Raw genomic sequence first — 21,046 nt, 5'->3', positions numbered from 1 at the left:
GCCGCCTTTTCAATCGATTGAGTGAAAGCCTGGTGCAGAGTCTAGCCGTGCCACGCAGCGTCAATGACCGCGACAAGCCGTCGGCGAAGCGGCTGCGCGCGACGCGTCAGTTCGCGCTGGCGGGCCACGTACTGGGCCTTGCCTTCGGGGGTTTCCACCGCCACCACGCCGAAGCCGAGTTCGCGGCAGTCGTACGGGGACGCCTCCATATCAAGCTTCCGCGCATCTGCGGCGAGCTCGAAGCAGTCCATCAGCAGCTCACCGGGCACGAGCGGGCCGAGCTTGAGCGCCCATTTGTACAGGTCCATGCTCACATGGACGCAGCCGGCTTGGTCGCTGCGCGCCTGGCCGTCGCGTGTGAGCACCGTCAGGTTGAGCGGGCGCGCGGCCGGGGTGAAAAAGCGGAACGCGTCGAAGTGCGAGCACTTGATCGTGTGCGATTCCACCACCGCGTTCGTGCCTTCGGCGCCGAGGCGCAGCGGGAGGCTGTGGCGCGGGGAATCCGTGCGGTAGACCATGGCCCACTCGTGCATTCCGAAGCAGTCGAAGTGGGCATCCCGCTTCTCGACGGACCGAAGGATCGCCGCCGCTTCTTCCGCATCGCCTCGACGGTGGGCGAGGAAGATTCGGGGGTCTACCTCGACAGTGCCGTTACCGTCGACGGTGTAATCGCGCCACTGCGCGTGCGGAAGCTCAGCTGCGTCTGCAAGCGCGACCCCCACCCCTGGGTGCCAGCGCTTCAAGTGCGATGGCCGCAGGGGGTAGTAGTCGAAGAGGAAATCCCACACGGGGTGATACTCGCCCCGGGCTCGACGCGCCACGCGGGGGCCGGTCCAGTATTCGGCGCGGGCTTCGTGCGCAGCAATTCGGGGCAGGTACTCATCGGGGGCGAGTACCTGCATTAATCCGCCTCGTGCGTCCAGTCGGAGACGGTGCCGACGTATTCCTCAATCAGGTCTTCGAGCGCTACGACGCCCACCAGCCGGCCATTGTCGTGGACCTCAGCCATGTGCGCTGAGCGACGGTGCAGCTGGGCGAGGGCATCGTCCATGGACTGGGTGGCCTCGATTGTGGTCAGGGGCCGGATGCGTTTAAGGGAGACCCGGGGATCGCCCTGCGGGTGTTCCATGAGATCCAGAATGTCTTTGACGTGAACGTATCCGGCGAGGGAGCTCGCGTCGATGCGCACAGGGAAACGCGAATACCCCGTTTCCTGCACCGCCTCCTCGATTACGGACAAGCGGATGCCGCGGGGATCGTAGGGGATGGTTTTCAACCCGGCGAGCGGAATCATCGCTTCCTTCAACTGGCGCGATTCCTGGCGCAAGGCCTTGGCAAGACGCACCGTCTCCTCCGCGTCCAGCAGACCTTCCTCACGGGACTCCTGGATCATGCTGGCCAGTTGCTCCTGGTCCACGGTGGATTCCAACTCGTCGCGCTGCTCGATGCCGAACAGCAGCAGCGTCTTCCGCGCAACCCAGTTCAGCAGCTCGATGACGGGGCGGGTGAGCTTCATCCACACTGTCATCGCGGGAGTCAGCCACATCGCCATCTGCTCGGGGCCCGCGATGGCAAGGTTCTTCGGCACCATCTCTCCGAACAGAATGTGCAGGAACGAGATGATCAACAACGCGATGACGAAGGAAACGGGGTGCAGAAGCCCCGGAGGCAGCCCGAGCGACTCGAACGGCGCTTCGATGTACGCAGCGATGGCGGGCTCCGCCACCTTGCCCAGCACCAGCGACGCGATTGTGATGCCGAACTGTGCGCCCGCGAGGTAGATGGAAAGGTGCTCCGTCGCGTACAGCACTCCCTCCGCCTTGGTCTTGCCCTGGGCCAGCAGGGATTCCAAGCGGTCTCTGCGCGAGGAGACGAGCGCGAACTCGACAGCGACGAAAAACGCGTTCACCGCCAACAGAGCGACGATGAGAAGCACGGCTACCCAGATACTCATTGCGCTTCCTCCTCAGGGACCGGCCGCAACATGGCCCGGTCAATGCGGCGGCCGTCCATCTCGGTGACCTGGGCGAGCCAGCTCCCGGCGCCGGCGGATTGGAATTCTTCCTGCAGGCTCCCCGTGGCGGCGCGAAGGGTAACTTCGTCACCCAGTTCCGGGATCCGCCCGAGCGTGCCCATGATGAGGCCGCCGAGTGTTTCGTACGGGCCATCCGCAGCTGCAAAACCGGTGCGTTCCTCAAGCTCGTCAAGACGCACAAGCCCCGCAACCTCCCACGAGGTGCCAAATCGGGTGATGTCCTTCTCGCTCTCGCGGTCGTCGTACTCGTCGTAGACCTCGCCGAGGATTTCTTCAACTAGGTCCTCGATAGTGACCAATCCCTGCGTCCCGCCGTATTCGTCAGCCACCAGCACGACCTGGGAACCCGCGGAACGCACGCGGTTAAGTACCGAGTCTCCGTCGAGCGTGCCCGGCACGAACGGCACCTGGCGGGCGAGGCCGGCGAGCTCGGTGGTCTGGCGATCCTCGTGCGGCACGGAAAACGCGTCCTTGATGTGGACAACCCCGAGAGTGTCGTCCAAGTCCCCGCGGCGCACCGGGAAGCGCGAGTGCCCCGTCTCACGCGCGAGGGAGATCAGGTCCGCAACCGTGTCGTCGGCGTCCAACGAGTCGATGGTGGAGCGCGGCGTCATCACCTCCTCCGCGGTGGTCTCCCCGAAGCGGAGGGAGCGGTCGATCACCGCTGCCGTGGCGGCGTCGAGGCCACCGGCTTCCGCGGAGCTGCGCACCATCGCGCCCAGCTCCTGGGAGGAGCGTGCAGACGCCAGCTCGTCCGCAGGCTCAATGCCCATTTTGCGCACGACCCAGTTAGCCGAGGAGTTGAGGAAGTTGATAAACGGCTTGGCCACGGTGTTGAAGTAGTGGACAGGCTGAACGACTGCCCGCGCCGTCTTCAGCGGATCCGTGATAGCCACGTTTTTCGGCACGAGCTCGCCGAACACCATGGACAAAAACGTCGCCACGACAAGGGCCAAGATGAGGGCCACGGTGGATGACGCGCTGGCCGGCAGCCCGACAACCTCTAGCAGGGGAGTGAAGAACTTGCCCAGCACGGGCTCGGCGAGGAAGCCGGCGGCAAGTGTGGTCAACGTGATGCCCAGCTGTGCGCCGGAGAGCACGAACGAGAGGTTGGCGTGGTCGCGAGCCACCGCGCGGGCGGTGCTGTCGCCTTTGTCCCGCACATGCGCGTCAATGGTGGAGCGCTCCATGCCGGTCATGGAGAACTCGATAGCCACAAACAACCCTGTTGAGGCAGTGAGCACCACGAACGCCAGCAGGGCGAGAATGGAAAGCAGTAGGTCCATGAGTGATGGTCTGTGCCTTAGCGGCCGTTACTCCTTCGGCTTCGATCTGAGCGGCGGGCTCGATTATTGCCGCGACTGCGGTTGCCGCCCGTCTTGCGGTTGCCGGAACCCGTGGCCCGCTTCTGCTGCTGGGACTGGCCCGGCGGGGGGAGCGGCGCACCTTCCGGCTGACGTGCACCGGTGATTGTAACCAAGGACTCCGACAAAGGAGCTACCTTGATCTCCGGGGCGTCCACCCCTGCCTTGCGCAGCAGCTGCGAGACCTCCTTGGATTGGTCGTCCATCACCAGCGTCACCACGGTGCCGGACGTCCCAGCGCGGGCGGTGCGGCCGGCGCGGTGCAGGTACGCCTTGTGCTCGGCGGGCGGATCCACGTGGACCACAAGGGAAACGTCGTCGACGTCAATGCCGCGCGCTGCGATGTCGGTGGCCACGAGCACCGGGGTTTCCCCGGAGGCAAACCCCTCGAGCGCTCGGGTGCGCGCACCCTGGCCTTTATCGCCGTGCAGGCCTTGGGCGTGGATGCCTGCGCGTCGCAGCTTCTTCACCTGGCGGTCCACGCCGTGCTTGGTGCGCATGAACATAATGGTCTTTCCCTCGCGCGCGGCAATTTGCATCGCGATGTCGTTGCGCTGCTCGCGCCCGCCGACCATCAGGCGGTAGTGGTCCATCGTGTCCACCGCAGCCTCCACCGGGGCGGTGGAGTGCGTGACGGGATCGTGCATGTAACGGCCGATGAGCTTTTCCACGTCGCCGTCCAAGGTCGCGGAAAACAGAAGGCGCTGGCCGTCCTTGGGCGTACGGTCCAGCAGTTTGCGAACCTGCGGCAGAAAACCCATGTCCGCCATCTGGTCCGCCTCGTCCAGCGCACTTATCTCTACCGAATCCAGCGACAGCTTCTTCTGGTTGATCAGGTCTTCTGCGCGTCCAGGGGTGGCCACCAGCAGATCGACCGGAGACGCGAGCGCGCGAATGTGGTGGTTGATGTTCACCCCGCCCACAACGTCGAGCACACGCAATCCGAGCGCGGCCGCTGGCTCATCCAAGCGTTCGCGTATCTGTGTCGCCAGCTCACGCGTCGGCGCCAGCACCAGTGCGCGTGGGTGGCCGGGCTTGCTCGGGGCGCCCTCGAGGCGCGCCAAGATGGGTAGCCCGAACGTGAATGTCTTGCCGGAGCCTGTGGGCCCGCGTCCGAGGACGTCTTTACCCGCCAGCGCGTCCGGGATCGCTGCCTCCTGGATGGGGAAGGGCTCCGTGATGCCCTGCTTGTTCAGGACGTTGACGATGCCGCGGGGCAAACCGAGGCCAGCGAAAGTAGTCATTTGGTGCAGTTTACGCGTACACGCGCGAGGGGAGTAGCCGAGCTAGTAGCTCAGCTCCTCGCGCTCGCCGGACCACGTGGTGTGGAACGTTCCCTCCATGTCGACGCGCCGATAGGTGTGCGCGCCGAAGAAATCGCGCTGGCCCTGAATCAAGGCGGCCGGCAGACGCGTGGCGCGCAGCGAGTCGTAGTAAGACAATGACGTCGCAAACACCGGCACCGGCAGACCTAGCTGTGTCGCAGTGACGACGACACGGCGCCACGAGTCCACCAGCCCCTTTTCCAGCTCGCCCTTGAAGTACGGGTCCAAGAGCAGGGAGGGCAGTTGCGGATCGTTCTCGTACGCCTCCGTGATCCGGTCCAGGAACTTCGCCCGGATGATGCAGCCGCCGCGCCAAATACGCGCCAAATCGCCCGGCTTGATGTCCCAGTTGTGTTCCTGCGAGCCAGCGTTGATCTCGTCGAATCCCTGGGCGTAGGCGACGAGCTTGGAGGCGTAGAGGGCGCGGCGAACGTCTTCAATGAACGACTGCTTATCGACGCCTACGGTCTCCAACGTCTCAGTCTCACCCGCGGGCAGACCAATCTCCTGCGCGGCCTCACGCTGCGCTAGGGCAGAGGACAGTGCGCGGGCGAAGACCGCCTCGCCGATGCCGGTGGTGGGCACACCGAGGTCGAGGGCTTCCTTCACCGTCCAACGGCCGGTGCCTTTCTGCCCGGCGGCGTCGACGATGACGTCGATAAACGGCTTCCCGGTTTTCGCGTCCACCTGGCGCAGCACTTCTGCGGTGATCTCGATGAGGTAAGAATCCAGGTCGCCCTTATTCCACTCCGTGAAAATGTCGGCGATCTCCGACGGTTCCAGGCCCGCCGCGTAGCGCAGGAGGTGGTAGGCCTCGCCGATGACCTGCATGTCGGCGTACTCGATGCCGTTGTGCACCATCTTGACAAAGTGGCCCGCGCCGTCCGGTCCGATGTGGGTGACGCACGGCGTGCCGTCGACCTTCGCCGAAATGTCTTCCAGCAGCGGGCCCAGCGTCTCCCAGGATTCCACCGGGCCACCGGGCATGATCGACGGACCGCGAAGCGCGCCCTCCTCGCCGCCCGAGATGCCCGCGCCCACGAAGTGGCGGCCCGTGGCGGCGACCTCTCGTTCGCGGCGGATGGTGTCGGTGAAGAGGGAGTTGCCGCCGTCGATGATGATGTCGCCCTCGTCCATGGCCTCAACAAGCTGCGAGATCACAGCGTCGGTCGCTGCGCCAGCCTGAACCATGATCACTGCCTTGCGGGGGCGCTCCAAGGACGCAACGAACTCCTCGATCGTCTCCGCGGGGAGGAACGTCCCTTCGCGGCCGAACTCCTCCGCGACCGCGCGTGTCTTTTCCGGTGAGCGGTTGTAAATCGCCACGGTGTGGCCTTTGGAGGCGAAGTTGCGGGCCAAGTTGGAACCCATCACCGCCATGCCGACGACACCGATTTGAGCAAGCTGGTCACCATTGCGTTCTGCAGTCATAGGGCGGATTCTACGCGGGGTTCTTCAGCTCGCGCCCGTATCATCGGCGGGCATGAATCTGGAGAAGCAATCGCGTCTGTACCGCGAGGTCATCGAAGCGCCGCTGAGCGAAGAAGAACTCGCAACCGTGAACTCAACCGCGTTCGATTTCGCCCAAACCCTCGGCTTGCAACTGACGTACTGCGCGCAGGATCGTCTCGAAGGCGAGCTTGCGGTAGATCAGCGCCTCCTGCAACCCACCGGCATCGCCAACGGCGGCTTGTACTGCGTCATCGGCGAAACACTCGCGTCAATTGGGGCAGTCGCCGCGTGCGCCAAACCCGCGGTCGGCATGAGCAACTACACCGACCTCCTGGGCAGCGTCCGGGACGGGGAGACGATCCGTGCGGTGGCCCGGCCGGTGCACGTCGGCAAGCGCACGCACCTGTGGCGCGTGGAGATGCGCTCCGGCGACAAGCTTGTCGCCGTGACCAACCTCAAGCTGATGGTTCTAGACAACTAGAGCCAGTGGTTCTTCCGGAACCACCACCACATTGCGGAGATGGCGGCAAGCATGACTAACAACGCCGCCGGGTAACCGTAGCGCCACCCCAGTTCGGGCATGTTTTCGAAGTTCATGCCGTAGATGCCCGCCACCAGCGTGGGCACAGCGGCCATTCCGACGACGGCGGAAATGGTGCGCATGTCGGAGTTTTGCTGCATGGTCACCTTGGCGACGGAGGCGTCGAGCAGCGAGGTCAGGCGCTCGTCGAAGCCCGAGAGGCGATCACTCACGATCGTGGCGTTGTCCTGCACATCCCGGAAGTAGGTGCGCAGCGCCTTGCGCAGCACGTCCTTGTTGTTGTTCAACCCGTTTCGCAGAGCCGGCGCGAGCGGATCGATGGCGTGGCGCATCTCCAAGATCTCGCGCTTGTAGGTGTAAATCTTGTCGATGTTGATGGTGCGGCGCGGTGTGAAGACCTCGTTTTCCAGATCGTCCACGTCGTCTTCGAGTAAGTCAGTGACCTTCAGGTAGTTGTCCACCAGATAGTCGGACACCGCCCAAGCCACGGCAGTGGGGCCGAGCACCGCGAGTTCTTCCTCGTCCTCCAATTTGGCCGTCAGATCCGGCAATTGGGCCCCGTGACGAATGGTGATGGCGAACTTCTCGCCGACGATCATCTGCACCTCGCCGGTGGAAATGATCTCGCGGGCGTCCGCAACTTCCTCGTCGTCCCGGTACGACACGGAGCGGACGACCATGAACAGCTGCTCGTCATGGCGCTCGATCTTCGGCCGCTGGTGGGCGTCCACCACGTCGTCGACCACCAGATCCTCGATGTCGAAGATCTCCGCCACCCGTTCCATCTGCGCGGTGGAGGGCTCTTTCAGGCTCAGCCACACGAACGCGTTCTCGTAGCGCTCCACCACCTCAAGCGCGTGCCCCATGCGGACGTTCCCAGGCTGACGTTTACCGTCCACAAACACGCGGCAGAAATCAATTTGCCGCTCAAGGGGGACCGGAATAGAGCCGGTGGGAGGCTGTACCTTCCTCGGTCGTTGACCCGGCATCGGAATTCGCGGCGGCATAGTTGCAAGCCCCCTTTCACTCATGCGAGGGCCCCAGCGGTGCGGCGGTGCGTTCAATCAGTTTGCAACACTGCACTCTCGCTGGGGTCCTGTGCGGCGGAGAGCGCACCCGGGGGCACGCTGAACAACTCAGGTGATATTACGCCCTGTCGGCTGGTTGTCGAACGGGGGTGTGGGGCGGGACAGCCCCGAAACCCGGGGCCTGCAACACCGCCTCGATACCGCCTAAAACACCGTCAGGCCGCGACTACGGAAAATCTCACGGGCGTGCTCCACAGCTTCAGCACTCGGGGGAGCGACGTCCTTGAGCTCGTAATCCAGCCCGATCTTGTCCCACTTGTCGGCTCCCATGTTGTGGAAGGGCAGCACCTCAACGCGTTCCACGGTGCCCTCCCACCGAGCGACGATGTCGGCGACGTTCTGGATGTTTTCCTCGCTGTCAGTGAGACCGGGCACGAGCACGAAGCGGATCCACACGGCCTTCCCTTTTGCGTGCAGGCGATCGCCGAAGTCGATGGTCGGCTGCAGTTGACGGGCGGTGACGTGCTCGTAGGTTTCTGGGTCGCCGGATTTGACATCCAAAAGAAACAGGTCGATGTTGTCCAGGTCCTCGTCCGTGAGGCGGGCGCCGAGGAACCCGGAGGTGTCGACTGTGGTGTGCACACCTGCGTCGTGCACCGCTTTAAGGAGTCGCCTTGTAAACGCGATCTGGAACAGCGGCTCGCCGCCGGAGAGTGTGAGCCCCCCGCCGGAGGCGCGAAATACCTGCTTGTAACGCAGCACGCGGCGCACAACGTCGTCAATGCGCTCAAGCGTGCCTTCTTTCATTTCCATCGTGTCCGGATTGTGGCAGAACTTGCACCGCAGCGGGCAACCGGAAAGAAAGATGGTCATCCGGGTGCCGGGGCCGTCGACAGCCGTCACCAGCTCCCATGAGTGAATGAGGCCGATCTCGCCGGTGCGGCGGGCCTCGAACAACTCAGGCCGGTTGATTTCTAGGTCGTCGGTGGACAGTCCGCCTAAACCGGCGGCGACGCCGCGCACGCGCTCGCCTTGCTCAGGCGAGAGCGTGACGACGCCGCTCGTTCCGTCTTGGGCCATCGACTACGCACCCTGGTGGAAGGTACGGGAAATGACGTCGCGCTGCTGCTCCTTTGTCAGCTTGACAAAGTTCACGGCGTAGCCGGAGACGCGGACAGTCAGGTTCGGGTAGTTTTCCGGGTGCTCCATCGCGTCCTCGAGGGTGGACTCATCCAGGACGTTGATGTTGGCGTGGTACAGGCCCGACTCCATGTTGTGTGCTGACCGAGATGCCTTCATAGAGGCGAGGCGCTCGTCAAAAGTGGGGGTGGACATTGTGGTGACTCCTTCGAATCGATTGTGGGTGGGTGTGGGTTAGGCGGGGTGGACCGCCACGTCGGCGTTGTCCATGATGAAGCCGGCGTCGAGTACACCGACTAAGTTGGTGACCTGCTCTTCCTTGTTGCGGCCCAGGCCGGACGGCGTGATCGTGTTGGTCAGCGAAATGCCGTCCAGCGCGTCGTTGTAGTCGAGCTTGCCCACGGACAGCATCGAGGCGACCATGCCGTGGTTGTCGGCGCCGTTTTCCGGGTTCGCGCCTGGCGCGAATGGGGTGCCTGCCTTGTGGCCCGAGGGGAAGGAACCGGTGGCTTTTCCGTAGACCACGTTCGAGGTGATAGTCAGCACCGATTGCGTTGGGATGGCGTCGCGGTAGAGCGGGATCGCCTTGATCTTCTGCATCACCGTGTGCACCACCGTCGCCGCGATGTCGTCCGCGCGGTCGTCGTCGTTGCCGTACACCGGGAACTCGCCCTCGGTGACGTAATCGACGATCAAGCCGGTTTCGTCGCGCACCGGCGTGACCTTCGCGTACTTAATGGCGGACAACGAGTCGGCCACGATGGACAGGCCTGCGATGCCGCAGCCCATGGTGCGGACGATGTCGGAATCGTGCAGCGCCATCTCGATGGACTCGTAGGCGTAGCGGTCGTGGCAGTAGTGGATGATGTTCAGGGCTTCGACGTAGGTGCCGATGACCCAGTCGAGCATCTCTTCGTACTTCTGCCAGACTTCGTCGAAGTCGAGCGGGCCGTCGCCCTCGATGGGGGTGTGGTCGCCGTCGGTGACCTGCTTGCCGCTGACTTCATCGCGGCCGCCGTTCATGGCGTAGAGCAATGCCTTCGCCGCGTTCACGCGTGCACCGAAGAACTGCATCTGCTTGCCCACTTGCATGGGGGACACGCAGCAGGCGATCGCGGCGTCGTCGCCCCACTTATCGCGGATCTGCTTGTCGGACTCGTACTGCAGCGACGACGTCTCAATGGAGATCGCGGCGCAGAACTCCTTGTATCCCGCGGGAAGGGAAGGATCCCAGAAGATGGTGATGTTGGGCTCCGGCGCAGGCCCGAGGTTGCGCAGCGTCTGCAGCAGACGGAACGCCGTCTTGGTCACCTGGTGGCGGCCGTCGGACGAAAAGCCCGCGTCGGTCCAGGTGGCCCAGTAGGGGTCGCCGGAGAAGATCTGGTCGTAATCCTCAGTGCGGAGGAAGCGCACGATGCGCAGCTTGATCACCAGCGCATCGATGATCTCTTGGGCTTCAACCTCGGTGAGCGTGCCGTTGGCCAGATCGCGCTCAAAGTACACGTCCAAGAAAGGGGAGAGGCGTCCGATGGACATTGCGGCACCGTCTTGGCTCTTGACGGACGCGAGGTAGCCGAAGTAGGTCCACTGCACCGCTTCTTTCGCGTTCGTGGCCGGCCCAGAGATGTCGAAGCCGTAGTCGGCAGCCATCTTCTTCAGCTTCTTCAGCGCCTTAATCTGCTCGGCGTGCTCTTCGCGGTAGCGGGCCCAGTGCTCCGAGAACCCTTGCTCCAACGAGGCGTCCTTGGCATGCTGCTTTTCCTCGATGAGGAAGTCCACACCGTACAGGGCGACCCGGCGGTAGTCGCCGATGATGCGGCCGCGGCCATAGGCGTCTGGCAAACCCGTCACGATGTGCGACGAGCGGGCGGCACGGATGCGCGGGGTGTAGATGTCAAAGACGGCGTCGTTGTGCGTCTTCCGGTACTCGGTGAAGATTTTCTTCACCTCCGGGTTCACCTCTTTGCCGGCTTCCTTGATGGCCTGCTCAACCATGCGCCAGCCGCCGTTCGGCATCATGGCGCGTTTGGTCGGGGTGTCCGTCTGCAAACCCACGATGACGTCGTCGTCCTCGGAGATGTACCCCGGCTTGAACGCGTCGATGTCGGCGGGGGTTTCGGTGTCGACGTCGTAGACGCGGCGGTCGCGCTCGACGGCGAGGTAGTTCTTATCCAAGTGGTCCCAGAGGCGAAGCGTTTTGTCGGTTGCACCCTCTAGGAACGATGCATCCCCGTCGTAAGGGGCGTAGTTGCGCTGGACGAAATCGCGGACGTCGATGCGTTCCATCCACGGTCCCGGCGCGAAGCCGTCCCATGCGCGGTTTTCAAGTTGCGGCTCTGTAGAAACAGTCACAGTTGCACAGTCCTTCTTCAGTGAAACGATAAGGAACTCTGGCGGCTGCGCTTGCCCAATCTCATGCCCATGTACTTTCAAAGCGCTTGCCGCTTACCACTCAGTGTAGGCCGTTGTTAGCTCGAATAGGTAGTACGATTGGAGTGATTTGCGGCACGTTTTACGCAGAGAAAAATCCCCGGTACCAGTTCTCGGTTGTGCCTGGTACCGGGGAGCCTGAGGGGCGTGGTCTACTCCTCGTCCTCCTGTACGGGACGCTCGAGCTGGCCTTCCGTCACCGCCAAGTTGTGGCGGGTGCGGGAGAAGGCGTTGATGGTCCACTCGTTGGCAGCCACGATCCTGTTGCGGGTGCCGGTAAGGAAGGAGAGGTGCACGCCGAGCCACATGAGCCAGCCGATGAAACCGGTGATTTCGACCTTGCCCATCTTCACTACCGCGTTGAAGCGGTTGATGATGGCCATCGAGCCCTTGTCAAAGTAGTCGAACGGGTCGCGGTTCTCCGGAGCGACGTCGTGTTCGACCTGCTCCTTGATAATCTTGCCCACGTACTCACCGGACTGGATAGCCACCTGCGCAACACCAGGGAGGCGGTCGCGGTTCATCATGTCGCCGATGACGAAGACGTTCGGATCGTCGCCCACAGAGAGGTCGGCGTTGACCGCCACCTTGCCGGCGCGATCAGCTTCGGCGCCGAGCTGCTCCGCAACCTGCTTGCCCAGCGGGGAAGCGGCCACACCGGCGGACCAGATCTTCGTCGGGGTGTCGATGGTGGTTTCTTGCTCCGTCTTCATGTCCTTGTAGGTCACGGAGTCCGCGTCCACGTTGGTCACCATGGCGTTGAGAATGACGGTCACGCCGGACTTTTCCAGCTCACGCTGCGCCTTCTTACCCAGGCGCTTGCCGAAAGGAGGCAGGACCTGCGGCGCACCGTCGAGCAGGTAGATCTTGGCCTGCTCGGTGCTAAAGGAGTACCGGCCCGATGTGAACGCGCGGTGTGCCATCTCCGCCACCTGGCCAGCTAGCTCCACGCCGGTTGGGCCTGCGCCGACGATCACGAACGTCAGCTCACGCTCGCGCTCTTCAGGGGTCTCTGCAAGCTCCGCACGCTCAAAGGCGGCGATCAGACGGGCCCTGATCTCAAACGCGTGATCCAGGGTCTTCAGGCCCGGCGCAAACTGGGCGAAGTGGTCGTTGCCGAAGTAGGACTGTCCAGCGCCGGCAGCCACGATGAGGGAGTCGTAGCCGAAGACGGACTCCTTTCCGCCTTCGACGGAGGTGACGGTCTTCGCGTCGGTATCGACGGTTTCGACGGTGCCGCGCACCACACGCACGTTCTGCTGGTTGGCGAACATTTGGCGGATGTCGCCGGTGATCTCACCCGAGGACATCAGGCCCGTCGCCACCTGGTACAGCAGCGGCGGGAAAAGGTGGTGGTTGGTGTTGTTGATCAACGTGATGTCGACATCAGCGTCCGCGAGCTCCTTCACGGCGTTGACGCCGCCGAAACCCGCGCCGACAATCACAACGTGGTGGCGGCTGCCAGCGGGGCGGTTCACCTGTGAGGCCATGAGCATTCTCCTCGGGTCAATGACTTTCGTTACTGGAACGGCCTACATAGTACGCGCTTACAGATGATCCGGGAGCGCTGCCTCCGCCGTGGCATCCCGTCTTCAACAGCGCGACAACTAGCATGCAAAGAATGTCCGAGTTCACCCGCGAGAGCCGCCCAGCCCACCTGAAGCCCATTGACGCGGACGTGTGGCCGGGAATCGCTGCAGTTCCGCAACCGGGCAGGTTACGTACCAAACGTGCGGAGGCTGGTTTTGCGCGAGCGTGTGCGGCGGCGGGGCTGAGCCTTTCTGGCGACGAGGCAGACATTACCGTCGAGCGGGCGGAAGTCTTCCCGCGCATTGCGGCGGGGGGCTGGGTAGGGCTCGCTGAGGGATACATGGCAGGCGAGTGGTCGACCACAAGCTCTGAGCAGCTTGTCGACGCCCTGACGGCCCTCTTGCGCGCCGGATACCGTCCGCGCACGCCTCGAGTGGATGCCCCGCGGCCGGCGATGGCGGGTGATGTGCCGCCTGACCTAGTCGCGCATTTTTCCGGTGACGGCATGAGTGCGTTTCAAGGGCATTTCGCCACCGGTGTGGCAACCACTGAACGCGCTCGGGTGAAATCGCATGTGCGAGGTGCCGGGCGGGGATCCGAACCTGCTCATCATTTCGTATCAGTGACGGAAATCGGCACACCCATGGAGTCGGAGCGCGCTGACCTTCAAGACGCGCAAAACCGCAGCGTCACGATGCTTCTAGACGCAGTCGGCGTCGCCGCGGGCACCCACATGTTGGAGTATCCCTCCGGAGGTGGGACGCTGGCGCTTGCTGCTGCTACACGCGGCGCCACCGTCGACGCTGTTGCCCGAGACGCGCGGCTCTACGCCGCATTGCGGGAGCGGTTGATCTTTGCCGGCTCGGACGGGTCGGTTGCCCCGGAGAGAGTCGCTGAGGGGCCGGGGGCGCTCGCGCGCCAGCGGCGGGGATCCTACGACGCTGTAGTGAACACAGAATCGCTGGAGACGTGGCCGCGGCGCCAGCAGGTGCGTTACCTGCGGTCCGTCGATGCGATGCTGGCGCCGAGTGGACGAGTGGCTCTGCAGACGATTGTGCGTACCTCCGTGTACAGCGGCCTGGCAGATCTGGCTGCCGAATCCATGCGGGCGTACATTTGGCCCGGGCTGCGGTATGCAAGCGCGGACGAGATAGCAAAGGACATCGACAGGAACACCGATCTGCACGTGGTGGCGCGAACGTCTGCGCCTGAGCACCTCGCGGCGTCGCTCCGCCTGCAGCGCATCACGTTTGACGGCAAAGTCCGCGGCGCCGCCGCCGACGGCTACGACGCGGTCTTCCGGAGGATGTGGGTATGGCAGTTCGCGCTGCGCGAGGCAATGGCGCGGCTGGGAATGATCGATCTCGCGCAAATCACCTTGGCACGTCGTAACAGGAGCGGGCGCCGCTAAGGCGGGCTTAGCCCCTCCCACGTTACTTGACATAATATACATTATCGGACAGTTCTGGAGGGATAAGAAAAGGCCCAGTGCGCCTTGCACTAAGCCTCCCCGTGTTTTTAATTACGTCATGTTACGTAATTAAGGCGACTACTTAGTCAGGTTCACGCGGACATTCACTTCGCCGTCTTCGGCAATTTTCGCTGCAACGAGCTCCGGTGTTTCCACACCGTAGTCCAGCCGGTTGATCGGGATGTCGCCCGCTACGATGAGACGGTCTCCGGACCGCGCTACATCAAAACGTTGCGTGACGGGTTGCGTCGTTCCGTGAATGGTCAGGTCTCCGGTTAGCTCCACAGAGCCGACGGAGCCGTCGTCTGGCACCGCCGACACATCCGCAGGCTCAGTCACCCTAAACGTCGCCTCCGGATACTCCGCAGTGTGGAAAATACGTTGCCGGACGGACTCATCCCGCACATCGCTGTCCGACGTGAGATGCTGCATGTCTACCGTGATCTCGCCGGCAGTCAACGTGCCGTCAACAATCGTCGCAAAACCGGTCACACCCTGAGTGGACGCCGACGTGGTGCGCCGTTCACCGGGCAACACCTCGTCGAACGTAAACCCTGCTGAGGTGGAATTGCTGCCTGGTCGGTTGGTCACCTGCCACTCGCCGTCGGTCTCTGTGGACGCCGCCGACACTTGCTCGGATTCGATGCCCTCAGTTTTCACTCCGTTGCCCATGAATAGATTCATCAACAACGGAACCATGGCCACCACCACCGCGACGACGATAAAGATGGACACGGCAATAATGAGAATTCTGCGCTTTTTCGCGTTCGCCTCCGCGCTCGTCACCACGTGGACATCACCTCAGCCTTTCAAGTTGCCGGGCCAAGTCTACTAATTCGTCACATAGCGGAGCCAAATCGTCAGGGCCCGCACCCTCGGCGTTTGCGGTGCGAATGTCCTCCGCCGCGCACCGCAGCGCGTACAGCCGATCACGAATCTCGGCGACCCGGCTGCGGTTGAGGATCACGGCGTCCTCCTCCACTGCAGTTCCAGCAAGCATGGTGCGCTGTTCGTACGCGCGTTGCTTACAGGAAGGGCCGCAATACTTCCGTTTCCTGCCGCGACCGTGGTTCACGGGAATGTCTTTACCGCACCACGCGCACACGGGAGCCTTCTTGGTAAAGGAACGTAGGTTATCCGTCACAACGAAATACTCTATTACAACTGTCCTTCTACGGGAAGTGGCGGGGAACAATCCGCGCGAAGCCACCGTTATACTGGAGCGACTGAAAACAAACGGGTTGAAAAGGATGGTGAGTGCCATGGCTGATCGGGTTCTCCGCGGTAGCCGCATGGGCGCAGTCAGCTACGAAACGGACCGCGACCATGATCTCGCGCCGCGCCAGATGGCGAAGTACCGCACCCCGAACGGCGAGGTGTTTGAGGTGCCGTTCGCAGACGACGCCGAGATCCCTGAAGAGTGGATGTGCAAGAACGGCCAGGTAGGCACCCTTATGGAGGGCGAAGGCGTGGAATCCAAGCCCGCCAAGCCGCCGCGCACCCACTGGGACATGCTGCGGGAACGCCGCACGATCGAGGAGCTCGATGTCCTGCTCGAAGAGCGTCTAGAGCAGCTGCGCAAGCGTCGCCGCACCGCAGCCCGCATTGCCAAGGAGCAGCAGCAGGCCAACGAGGGCTAGCCCGCCTCCTCGCGTCTCGCGCGAAGCGCCCGTCCGGTGACCATGGTCGCCGGACGGGCGCTTCGCTGTTTCGCTCTTTTACCGGCGCTTGCCGTCCAGACCAAGCGCGTGCAGAGCCTGGCGCGCCGTCTCCTCTCCCAGGTGGACTGCGTCGTTAACTCTGCGTGCTGCCCGGGAACGCAGTGCTCCCAGGTCGAAGCCTTGGACCTCGTGCTTCGCCACTGCAGCGAACTCACCGATGGCGGTGATGACTCGCTCCGGGGCACCCTCCGCCTTCTTGCCCAGGTCTGCGAGCTGGGAGTGCTCCACGGCGTGTGCCAACTGGCGGCCAGTCTCCGCGGTGAGGTCCTTGACGAACGTGGCCTTCTCCGTCACTCCCCACTTGGTCACTTCTGCCAGGGATGCGGTTGCGAAGCTGGCGTCCAGCTTGGATTCGCCCAGTTTGCGGTCCTCAAACGTGATCGGGACTTCGCGTACGTCGTAGCCAAGCTTGGCCACCTTGTGGGCGATCTCGACTTGGAAGATGTAGCCCTTTGTAGATAGCGCGTCGAGGTCGAGCTCCTCCAGCACTTCCCGCTTGAACGCGCGGTAGCCGGCCGTCATGTCTGCCACGTCCGTTCCCAGCGCGACGGAGATGTACTGGTTGCCCAGCTTGGACAGCAAGAAGCGCTCCTTCGGCCAGTTCTTCACCTCGCCGCCGTCGATGTAGCGCGAGCCGATGGCCAAGTCTGCGCCGTCGGCAACAGCGTCGAGAAGGCGGTGCAGCTCCTCGGGCGCGTGCGAGCCGTCGGCGTCCATTTGGACGAGCACGTTGTAGTCGCGCTCAAGACCCCAAGTGAAGCCCGCTCGGTAGGCGGCGAGCAAGCCCTCCTTGCCAGTGCGGTGCAAGACGTATACTTCGTCGTGCGCCTGGGCAAGTTCATCCGCCTTTGCGCCGGTGTCATCAGGCGAATTGTCGTCGACGACGAGGATGTCCACCGCATCCTTAGTGGCCAGCACTCGCTCGACGATGAGCGGGAGGTTTTCTACCTCGTTATAGGTCGGGATAATCACCAGTGTCTGGTTGGCCACGGCGCTACATCTCCTCATAGGTACGCTTGGGGTTTCTCGAAGGAGCATACCCTCGCCGGTTCTTGCGTGCGGACACGGTTGCGGCGAGCATAAGCAGCGCGCCAGCGCCGACGAGCAACCATTCCAGCGCTCCACCGAAACGCACTGCCGGCGTCGTTCCGGTTCGCAGAGGCAGCTCCTCAATCAAGTGCGCTGGCTCGAAAATGCTGGTCTGCTGCGAGACCGTGCCGTCTGGGTGCACGATGGCGGACACACCGGATGTCGCGGCCACCACGACCGCCCTGTCGGTCTCAAGTGCTCGCATCCGGCTCATCGCCAGCTGCTGGTAGGTCATGTCCGTGAACCCGAAGGTGGCGTTGTTCGTGGGCGTCGACAGTATTTGCGCCCCGCCGCGTACCGCCATGCGATACGCCTCGTCTTCAGCGATCTCGTAGCAGGTGGCCACTCCGACCGGGATGTTGCCCATGTGGACAACGCCGTTATCGTCGCCGGGTTTGAAGTCCCCGGCCAAATCCACCAGCTCGGAAAAATTGCGGAAGAAGTCGCGCATCGGCATGTATTCGCCGAACGGCTGCAAGAAGCGCTTGTTGTGGCGCTCCCCCGCACCCGTTTCCGGATCGAAGACGACCATGGTGTTGCGCGCCCCCGCGTCGTCGCGCGTGAGCGTGCCTATAAGCACAGGTGCGTCCACTCCACGTACGGCGACACCGACCAGCGCCGCAGCCTCAGTGTCGGCGAAGGGGTTGACGTCGGAAGCGTTCTCGGGCCAGATCACCATATCGAGAGGCTCGCCGGCATCGCGGGTCTCCTTCGCCAACTTCAGCGTTTCGTTGACATGGTTGCTCAATACGGCGCGGCGCTGCTCGTTAAAGTCCAATCCCATTCGAGGAACGTTGCCTTGCACGGCGGCTACGCGGGCACGGTCGACTGTGGACGAGTCCCCGCCGACTCCGAGACCCGCGAGGAGGCCTGCCGCGAGCGGAAGGACAACGGCCAGGGCGGCAGCGCGGCGCGAAGCTGCGCAGAGAAGCGACCCCAGCCCGACCGCCACGAACACGGCAGCGAGGGTGACAAGCGCAGGTCCGCCCCAGGCAGCAAGCGGCGCGAGCGGGCCGTTGATCTGACCCCACGCGAGCCGCACCCAGGCAAAGCCCCCAAAGGGCCAGGACGACCGGACGAACTCGACCGCCAAGTAGATGAAGGGAAACGCCAACGTGCCGAAACGCCAGCGTGCAGCGACGACGCCGAATGCGCCTGTGGCTAGCGCGTAGAGCGCCATCGTCACCGCGAGCGCGACATAGGGCATCGGGCCAACAAATTCGCCCACCCACGGCAGCAAGAAGAGGTAGCAGAACAACCCGTGCGTCAAGCCGATGAACGCACCGAATGCCACGGTCGGGCGTTCCTGGGCTTCGCCCGCCATTCCTAGCGGGGTCGTCACGCTCCTCGGCCAAGGAACGAGCATGAGCCATAGCAGCGCCACACCTGCGATCCCCGCCCACCAATGGCCGATTGGCTCGTAGGACAGGTACACAAGCCAGCCGGAAACGGCGGCGAGCCCGAAGCGGATGAACGCGGGCACTTAACGCGCCCCGCCTTGGGAGTCGGTATCGGGGCCGTCTGGGCCGTCCATGCGGTACCACTGCTCGAGCTCGTCGGCGTCGATGACCGGCTCCTGTCGCTGGTCTGCGCCCGTCGGTGCGCTGGGCTGGGTGCCCGACTGGGTAAAACTGCCGTAGCTGGTTTGGAACTGTCCCAGCGGGGTTGCGTTGTACACGCGGACGCCGAGGTTCTCCACGGCGGAGCGAGCTCGCCTGGTCATGGTCTTGCGGATGAGGCCGCGAGTCGGCCCAAACACCAGGGGCAGGCCCACAAGGGAGGTGACGAAGCCGGGGACGACGCTCAAGGCCCACCCACCGATGAGCAACGCGGTGTCTCCGGCGAGTTTGCCCACGCTCGAGCGGCCGTTCACGGCGTCCATCATTGCGCCGCGCAGCGCCAGGGTGGCAGCTGCGCCGCCTGCAATCATGAGCACGAATATGGCCAGAAGCGCCCACCCGACGCCGATGGCCCTGGCCACGAGGAAGAACGCGAGCGCTTCGACAACGAAGTATGCGAGAAGAGGGATCGGCATGGGGTTGAGGTTACCTAATCTGGCGCTTACCTCGGCATGCGCCTCCACACGGGCCGCGGCACTACCCGCATGACGGCGGCCAGAAGCGCGAGCCGGCGGGGAATCCACACCGTCGTGCTCCTCCCGCGGCGCGCGGCTGTAACCACGGCGTCGGCGACTATGTCCGGGGTCACAGACATCACCGCCGGCTTCATCCCCTCAGTCATAGAACCGATGACGAAGCCGGGCCGTGCCAGGATGAGGCGGAGCGGCGAGCCGTGCAACCGGTCCATCAGCCCCTGGCAGAACGCGTCGAGACCGGCCTTCGTCGACCCGTAGACGTAGTTCGCCCGCCGTGCCCGCCACCCCGCGATGGAAGAAAACGCGTAGATCTCCCCCGCCGGCATTTCATCTGCGAGCACGGTCAGCATGCTCACCTGCGCGAGGTAATCGACGGTGGCGATTCGTGCGGCCTCCGCCTCGTCGTGCTCGGCACGATTGTGGTCGCCGAGGATGCCGAACGCCACGATCGCGGTGGTCACCTCACCCGCCTCGCGCACGATTGTGCGGTGCGATTCGAGGTCAGCGGCATCGAAGTCCACCGCGCGGACGGCGGTAGCGCCCGCGTCAAGCAGACGCTGTTCGATATCCGCCAGCCCTCGACGTCCTCGCGCCGCGAGCACCACTTCCCTGCCCGCGCATACGCGCTGGGCGATCTCCCCTCCGATATCGCTGCGCGCGCCAAGCAGCAGAACGGAGCCTGCGCCGTTACGCATCGCCGCCACCCAGTGTGCGCCGGGTGCGGTTGAGCGTGACCACCCCGTCCGCGGTCATCCGCACGATGTCTTCGATGCGCATCCCCCACTGTCCGGGTTTGTAGATTCCCGGCTCAATGGAAAACACTATCCCTTCTCGCAACTCAACGTCGCTGCCTGCGATGATGAAGGGCTGTTCGTGCCCGGACAGGCCAATGCCGTGGCCGAGACGGTGCGTGAAGAATTCCCCGTAACCCCCCTGCTCGATCACGTTGCGTGCCACCGCGTCGAGCTCGCCCGCGGTCATGCCTGGGCGGGCCGCGTTGCACGCCGCCTGGAAGGCCTGCTCCAAGACCTCGTAGGCCTGGAGAAACTCCTTGGGCGCCTGGGCGGGCTCGCCCACCACGTGGGTGCGCGTGCAGTCGGACTGGTAGCCGGATGGCAGCGCCCCGCCTAGGTCCACCACTACCGGGTCCCCTGGCTCCAGCACGCGGTCGGAGAAGTCGTGGTGCGGGTTGGAGCCGTTCGGGCCGGAGCCGACGATGACAAACTCGACCGTGTCGTGCTCCTCCAAGATGAGCTGGTGGAGCTCCTCGGCGACGTCGCGCTCGGTGCGCCCGGGCCGCAGGAGCTCGGCGGCGCGCTCGTGCACGCGGTCAATCGCCGCTCCAGCTCGCTCGAGCTGCGCGATCTCATCGGCGTTTTTGACCATGAAAAGCTCCGCCACCGCATCCGACGCCAATTCCGTCCGCGGCAGTAGCTCCTGCAGCCCGAAGACATGGTCGGCGGTCAGGGAGGACCCCACCCCGATGGTCCCCTCGCCGAGCCGTTCCGCGACAAGCTGGTACGGGTTGTCGCCGTCGCGCCACCCGAGGACCTCCACGTCTGCCGCGCCCTCTAAGCCCAGCGACTGAATATCCGTCACCGGTGCCACCACGGCGGCCCCGCCTGGTGCAATGACCAGCGCAGTAAGGCGTTCATGGGACGACGCCCAAGAACCGGTGAGGAACGCAAACTCCGCGCCGGTACCGATGACGAGCCCACCCAGCCCCCTGTCCTGCAGGAGCCGGGCGGCCCGGTTACGGCGTCCGCTGTACACATCAGGGTCAAAAGCAGTCATGGCCGCAATGATAAATCGCTACCATCTCCCC

At 63.9% G+C, this 21,046-nt stretch carries 20 protein-coding genes; 3 read left to right on the top strand and 17 right to left on the bottom strand.

The window, feature by feature from the left end; genetic code table 11:
• Positions 1 to 41 precede the first annotated feature (41 nt).
• Genes HF989_RS03165 through gndA form a run of 5 tightly spaced genes read right to left on the bottom strand, consistent with a single transcriptional unit; the run spans position 42 to position 6,155 of the window.
• Positions 42 to 902 (bottom strand): 3-methyladenine DNA glycosylase, encoded by an 861-nt coding sequence (locus tag HF989_RS03165; RefSeq protein WP_168683884.1) that lies wholly within the window; start codon positions 900 to 902, stop codon positions 42 to 44.
• Positions 902 to 1,954 (bottom strand): hemolysin family protein, encoded by a 1,053-nt coding sequence (locus tag HF989_RS03160; RefSeq protein ID WP_168683883.1) that lies wholly within the window; start codon positions 1,952 to 1,954, stop codon positions 902 to 904. Before HF989_RS03160 ends, HF989_RS03165 begins: the two co-directional genes overlap by 1 nt.
• On the bottom strand, positions 1,951 to 3,321 hold the full coding sequence (locus HF989_RS03155) for a hemolysin family protein (RefSeq protein WP_168683882.1): 1,371 nt from the start codon (positions 3,319 to 3,321) through the stop codon (positions 1,951 to 1,953). The genes HF989_RS03160 and HF989_RS03155 overlap by 4 nt, the downstream gene beginning before the upstream one ends.
• 17 nt (positions 3,322 to 3,338) lie before the next feature.
• Positions 3,339 to 4,643 (bottom strand): DEAD/DEAH box helicase, encoded by a 1,305-nt coding sequence (locus tag HF989_RS03150; RefSeq protein WP_168683881.1) that lies wholly within the window; start codon positions 4,641 to 4,643, stop codon positions 3,339 to 3,341.
• 42 nt (positions 4,644 to 4,685) lie between these two features.
• Positions 4,686 to 6,155, bottom strand: coding sequence for an NADP-dependent phosphogluconate dehydrogenase (gene gndA, locus HF989_RS03145; protein WP_168683880.1), 1,470 nt, complete (start codon positions 6,153 to 6,155; stop codon positions 4,686 to 4,688).
• Between the two features lie 52 nt (positions 6,156 to 6,207).
• Between gndA and HF989_RS03140 the strand changes: the two genes are divergently transcribed.
• Positions 6,208 to 6,657, top strand: coding sequence for a PaaI family thioesterase (locus tag HF989_RS03140; protein WP_168683879.1), 450 nt, complete (start codon positions 6,208 to 6,210; stop codon positions 6,655 to 6,657).
• On the opposite strand, the gene HF989_RS03135 is transcribed toward HF989_RS03140, so the two are convergent.
• From HF989_RS03135 to HF989_RS03115, 5 genes are all read right to left on the bottom strand, one after another.
• Positions 6,654 to 7,724: a magnesium and cobalt transport protein CorA gene (locus HF989_RS03135; RefSeq protein WP_168683878.1), complete on the bottom strand. Its 1,071-nt coding sequence runs from the start codon at positions 7,722 to 7,724 to the stop codon at positions 6,654 to 6,656. The genes HF989_RS03140 and HF989_RS03135 overlap by 4 nt on opposite strands.
• 225 nt (positions 7,725 to 7,949) lie before the next feature.
• Positions 7,950 to 8,825 carry a pyruvate formate-lyase-activating protein gene (gene pflA / locus HF989_RS03130; protein WP_168683877.1) on the bottom strand — a complete coding sequence of 292 codons (876 nt, stop codon included), beginning with the start codon at positions 8,823 to 8,825 and terminating at the stop codon, positions 7,950 to 7,952.
• A 3-nt stretch (positions 8,826 to 8,828) separates the two neighbouring features.
• Positions 8,829 to 9,080 (bottom strand): autonomous glycyl radical cofactor GrcA2, encoded by a 252-nt coding sequence (grcA2, locus tag HF989_RS10885; protein WP_038611508.1) that lies wholly within the window; start codon positions 9,078 to 9,080, stop codon positions 8,829 to 8,831.
• A gap of 39 nt (positions 9,081 to 9,119) precedes the next feature.
• The gene (locus HF989_RS03120) at positions 9,120 to 11,171 is read right to left on the bottom strand and encodes a pyruvate formate lyase family protein (RefSeq protein WP_343033534.1); all 2,052 of its coding nucleotides are present in this window, start codon (positions 11,169 to 11,171) and stop codon (positions 9,120 to 9,122) included.
• 296 nt (positions 11,172 to 11,467) lie between these two features.
• The gene (locus HF989_RS03115) at positions 11,468 to 12,805 is read right to left on the bottom strand and encodes an NAD(P)/FAD-dependent oxidoreductase (RefSeq protein WP_168683875.1); all 1,338 of its coding nucleotides are present in this window, start codon (positions 12,803 to 12,805) and stop codon (positions 11,468 to 11,470) included.
• A gap of 683 nt (positions 12,806 to 13,488) precedes the next feature.
• Between HF989_RS03115 and HF989_RS10880 the strand changes: the two genes are divergently transcribed.
• Complete coding sequence (locus HF989_RS10880) at positions 13,489 to 14,256, top strand: SAM-dependent methyltransferase (protein WP_343033531.1); 768 nt, start codon at positions 13,489 to 13,491, stop codon at positions 14,254 to 14,256.
• A gap of 138 nt (positions 14,257 to 14,394) precedes the next feature.
• On the opposite strand, the gene HF989_RS03105 is transcribed toward HF989_RS10880, so the two are convergent.
• Positions 14,395 to 15,105 carry a YceI family protein gene (locus HF989_RS03105; RefSeq protein ID WP_343033529.1) on the bottom strand — a complete coding sequence of 237 codons (711 nt, stop codon included), beginning with the start codon at positions 15,103 to 15,105 and terminating at the stop codon, positions 14,395 to 14,397.
• A gap of 7 nt (positions 15,106 to 15,112) precedes the next feature.
• On the bottom strand, positions 15,113 to 15,460 hold the full coding sequence (locus HF989_RS10750; protein ID WP_288865937.1) for a hypothetical protein: 348 nt from the start codon (positions 15,458 to 15,460) through the stop codon (positions 15,113 to 15,115).
• 118 nt (positions 15,461 to 15,578) lie between these two features.
• Here HF989_RS10750 and HF989_RS03100 point away from each other — a divergent pair, with 118 nt between their 5' ends.
• Positions 15,579 to 15,956: an RNA polymerase-binding protein RbpA gene (locus tag HF989_RS03100; RefSeq protein ID WP_168683873.1), complete on the top strand. Its 378-nt coding sequence runs from the start codon at positions 15,579 to 15,581 to the stop codon at positions 15,954 to 15,956.
• Positions 15,957 to 16,034: 78 nt separating this feature from the next.
• On the opposite strand, the gene HF989_RS03095 is transcribed toward HF989_RS03100, so the two are convergent.
• Genes HF989_RS03095 through HF989_RS03075 form a run of 5 tightly spaced genes read right to left on the bottom strand, consistent with a single transcriptional unit; the run spans position 16,035 to position 21,015 of the window.
• Positions 16,035 to 17,045: a polyprenol monophosphomannose synthase gene (locus tag HF989_RS03095; RefSeq protein WP_168683872.1), complete on the bottom strand. Its 1,011-nt coding sequence runs from the start codon at positions 17,043 to 17,045 to the stop codon at positions 16,035 to 16,037.
• The gene (lnt, locus tag HF989_RS03090; RefSeq protein ID WP_168683871.1) at positions 17,032 to 18,609 is read right to left on the bottom strand and encodes an apolipoprotein N-acyltransferase; all 1,578 of its coding nucleotides are present in this window, start codon (positions 18,607 to 18,609) and stop codon (positions 17,032 to 17,034) included. The genes HF989_RS03095 and lnt overlap by 14 nt, the downstream gene beginning before the upstream one ends.
• On the bottom strand, positions 18,610 to 19,161 hold the full coding sequence (locus tag HF989_RS03085; protein WP_168683870.1) for an FxsA family protein: 552 nt from the start codon (positions 19,159 to 19,161) through the stop codon (positions 18,610 to 18,612). It abuts the gene before it with no gap.
• 26 nt (positions 19,162 to 19,187) lie between these two features.
• Entirely contained in the window at positions 19,188 to 19,916 is a 729-nt protein-coding gene (locus HF989_RS03080; RefSeq protein ID WP_168683869.1) for an SDR family oxidoreductase, read from the bottom strand.
• Positions 19,909 to 21,015 (bottom strand): M24 family metallopeptidase, encoded by a 1,107-nt coding sequence (locus HF989_RS03075; protein ID WP_168683868.1) that lies wholly within the window; start codon positions 21,013 to 21,015, stop codon positions 19,909 to 19,911. Before HF989_RS03075 ends, HF989_RS03080 begins: the two co-directional genes overlap by 8 nt.
• Positions 21,016 to 21,046 lie beyond the last annotated feature (31 nt).

Origin of the sequence: Corynebacterium mucifaciens (genome assembly GCF_012396315.1) — a bacterium.
GTDB lineage: Bacteria > Actinomycetota > Actinomycetes > Mycobacteriales > Mycobacteriaceae > Corynebacterium > Corynebacterium mucifaciens.
Note: the sequence above shows the minus strand (reverse complement) of the source record. Positions and strands in the feature narration are given on the sequence as shown.

What these genes read in the sequence shown, in the direction of transcription:
- HF989_RS03165 (WP_168683884.1), bottom strand. Translation starts at nt 902, where the DNA reads ATGCAGGTACTCGCCCCCGATGAGTACCTGCCCCGAATTGCTGCGCAC.
- HF989_RS03160 (WP_168683883.1), bottom strand. Translation starts at nt 1,954, where the DNA reads ATGAGTATCTGGGTAGCCGTGCTTCTCATCGTCGCTCTGTTGGCGGTG.
- HF989_RS03155 (WP_168683882.1), bottom strand. Translation starts at nt 3,321, where the DNA reads ATGGACCTACTGCTTTCCATTCTCGCCCTGCTGGCGTTCGTGGTGCTC.
- HF989_RS03150 (WP_168683881.1), bottom strand. Translation starts at nt 4,643, where the DNA reads ATGACTACTTTCGCTGGCCTCGGTTTGCCCCGCGGCATCGTCAACGTC.
- gndA (WP_168683880.1), bottom strand. Translation starts at nt 6,155, where the DNA reads ATGACTGCAGAACGCAATGGTGACCAGCTTGCTCAAATCGGTGTCGTC.
- HF989_RS03140 (WP_168683879.1), top strand. Translation starts at nt 6,208, where the DNA reads ATGAATCTGGAGAAGCAATCGCGTCTGTACCGCGAGGTCATCGAAGCG.
- HF989_RS03135 (WP_168683878.1), bottom strand. Translation starts at nt 7,724, where the DNA reads ATGCCGCCGCGAATTCCGATGCCGGGTCAACGACCGAGGAAGGTACAG.
- pflA (WP_168683877.1), bottom strand. Translation starts at nt 8,825, where the DNA reads ATGGCCCAAGACGGAACGAGCGGCGTCGTCACGCTCTCGCCTGAGCAA.
- grcA2 (WP_038611508.1), bottom strand. Translation starts at nt 9,080, where the DNA reads ATGTCCACCCCCACTTTTGACGAGCGCCTCGCCTCTATGAAGGCATCT.
- HF989_RS03120 (WP_343033534.1), bottom strand. Translation starts at nt 11,171, where the DNA reads ATGGAACGCATCGACGTCCGCGATTTCGTCCAGCGCAACTACGCCCCT.
- HF989_RS03115 (WP_168683875.1), bottom strand. Translation starts at nt 12,805, where the DNA reads ATGGCCTCACAGGTGAACCGCCCCGCTGGCAGCCGCCACCACGTTGTG.
- HF989_RS10880 (WP_343033531.1), top strand. Translation starts at nt 13,489, where the DNA reads ATGGAGTCGGAGCGCGCTGACCTTCAAGACGCGCAAAACCGCAGCGTC.
- HF989_RS03100 (WP_168683873.1), top strand. Translation starts at nt 15,579, where the DNA reads ATGGCTGATCGGGTTCTCCGCGGTAGCCGCATGGGCGCAGTCAGCTAC.
- HF989_RS03095 (WP_168683872.1), bottom strand. Translation starts at nt 17,045, where the DNA reads ATGAGGAGATGTAGCGCCGTGGCCAACCAGACACTGGTGATTATCCCG.
- HF989_RS03085 (WP_168683870.1), bottom strand. Translation starts at nt 19,161, where the DNA reads ATGCCGATCCCTCTTCTCGCATACTTCGTTGTCGAAGCGCTCGCGTTC.
- HF989_RS03080 (WP_168683869.1), bottom strand. Translation starts at nt 19,916, where the DNA reads ATGCGTAACGGCGCAGGCTCCGTTCTGCTGCTTGGCGCGCGCAGCGAT.
- HF989_RS03075 (WP_168683868.1), bottom strand. Translation starts at nt 21,015, where the DNA reads ATGACTGCTTTTGACCCTGATGTGTACAGCGGACGCCGTAACCGGGCC.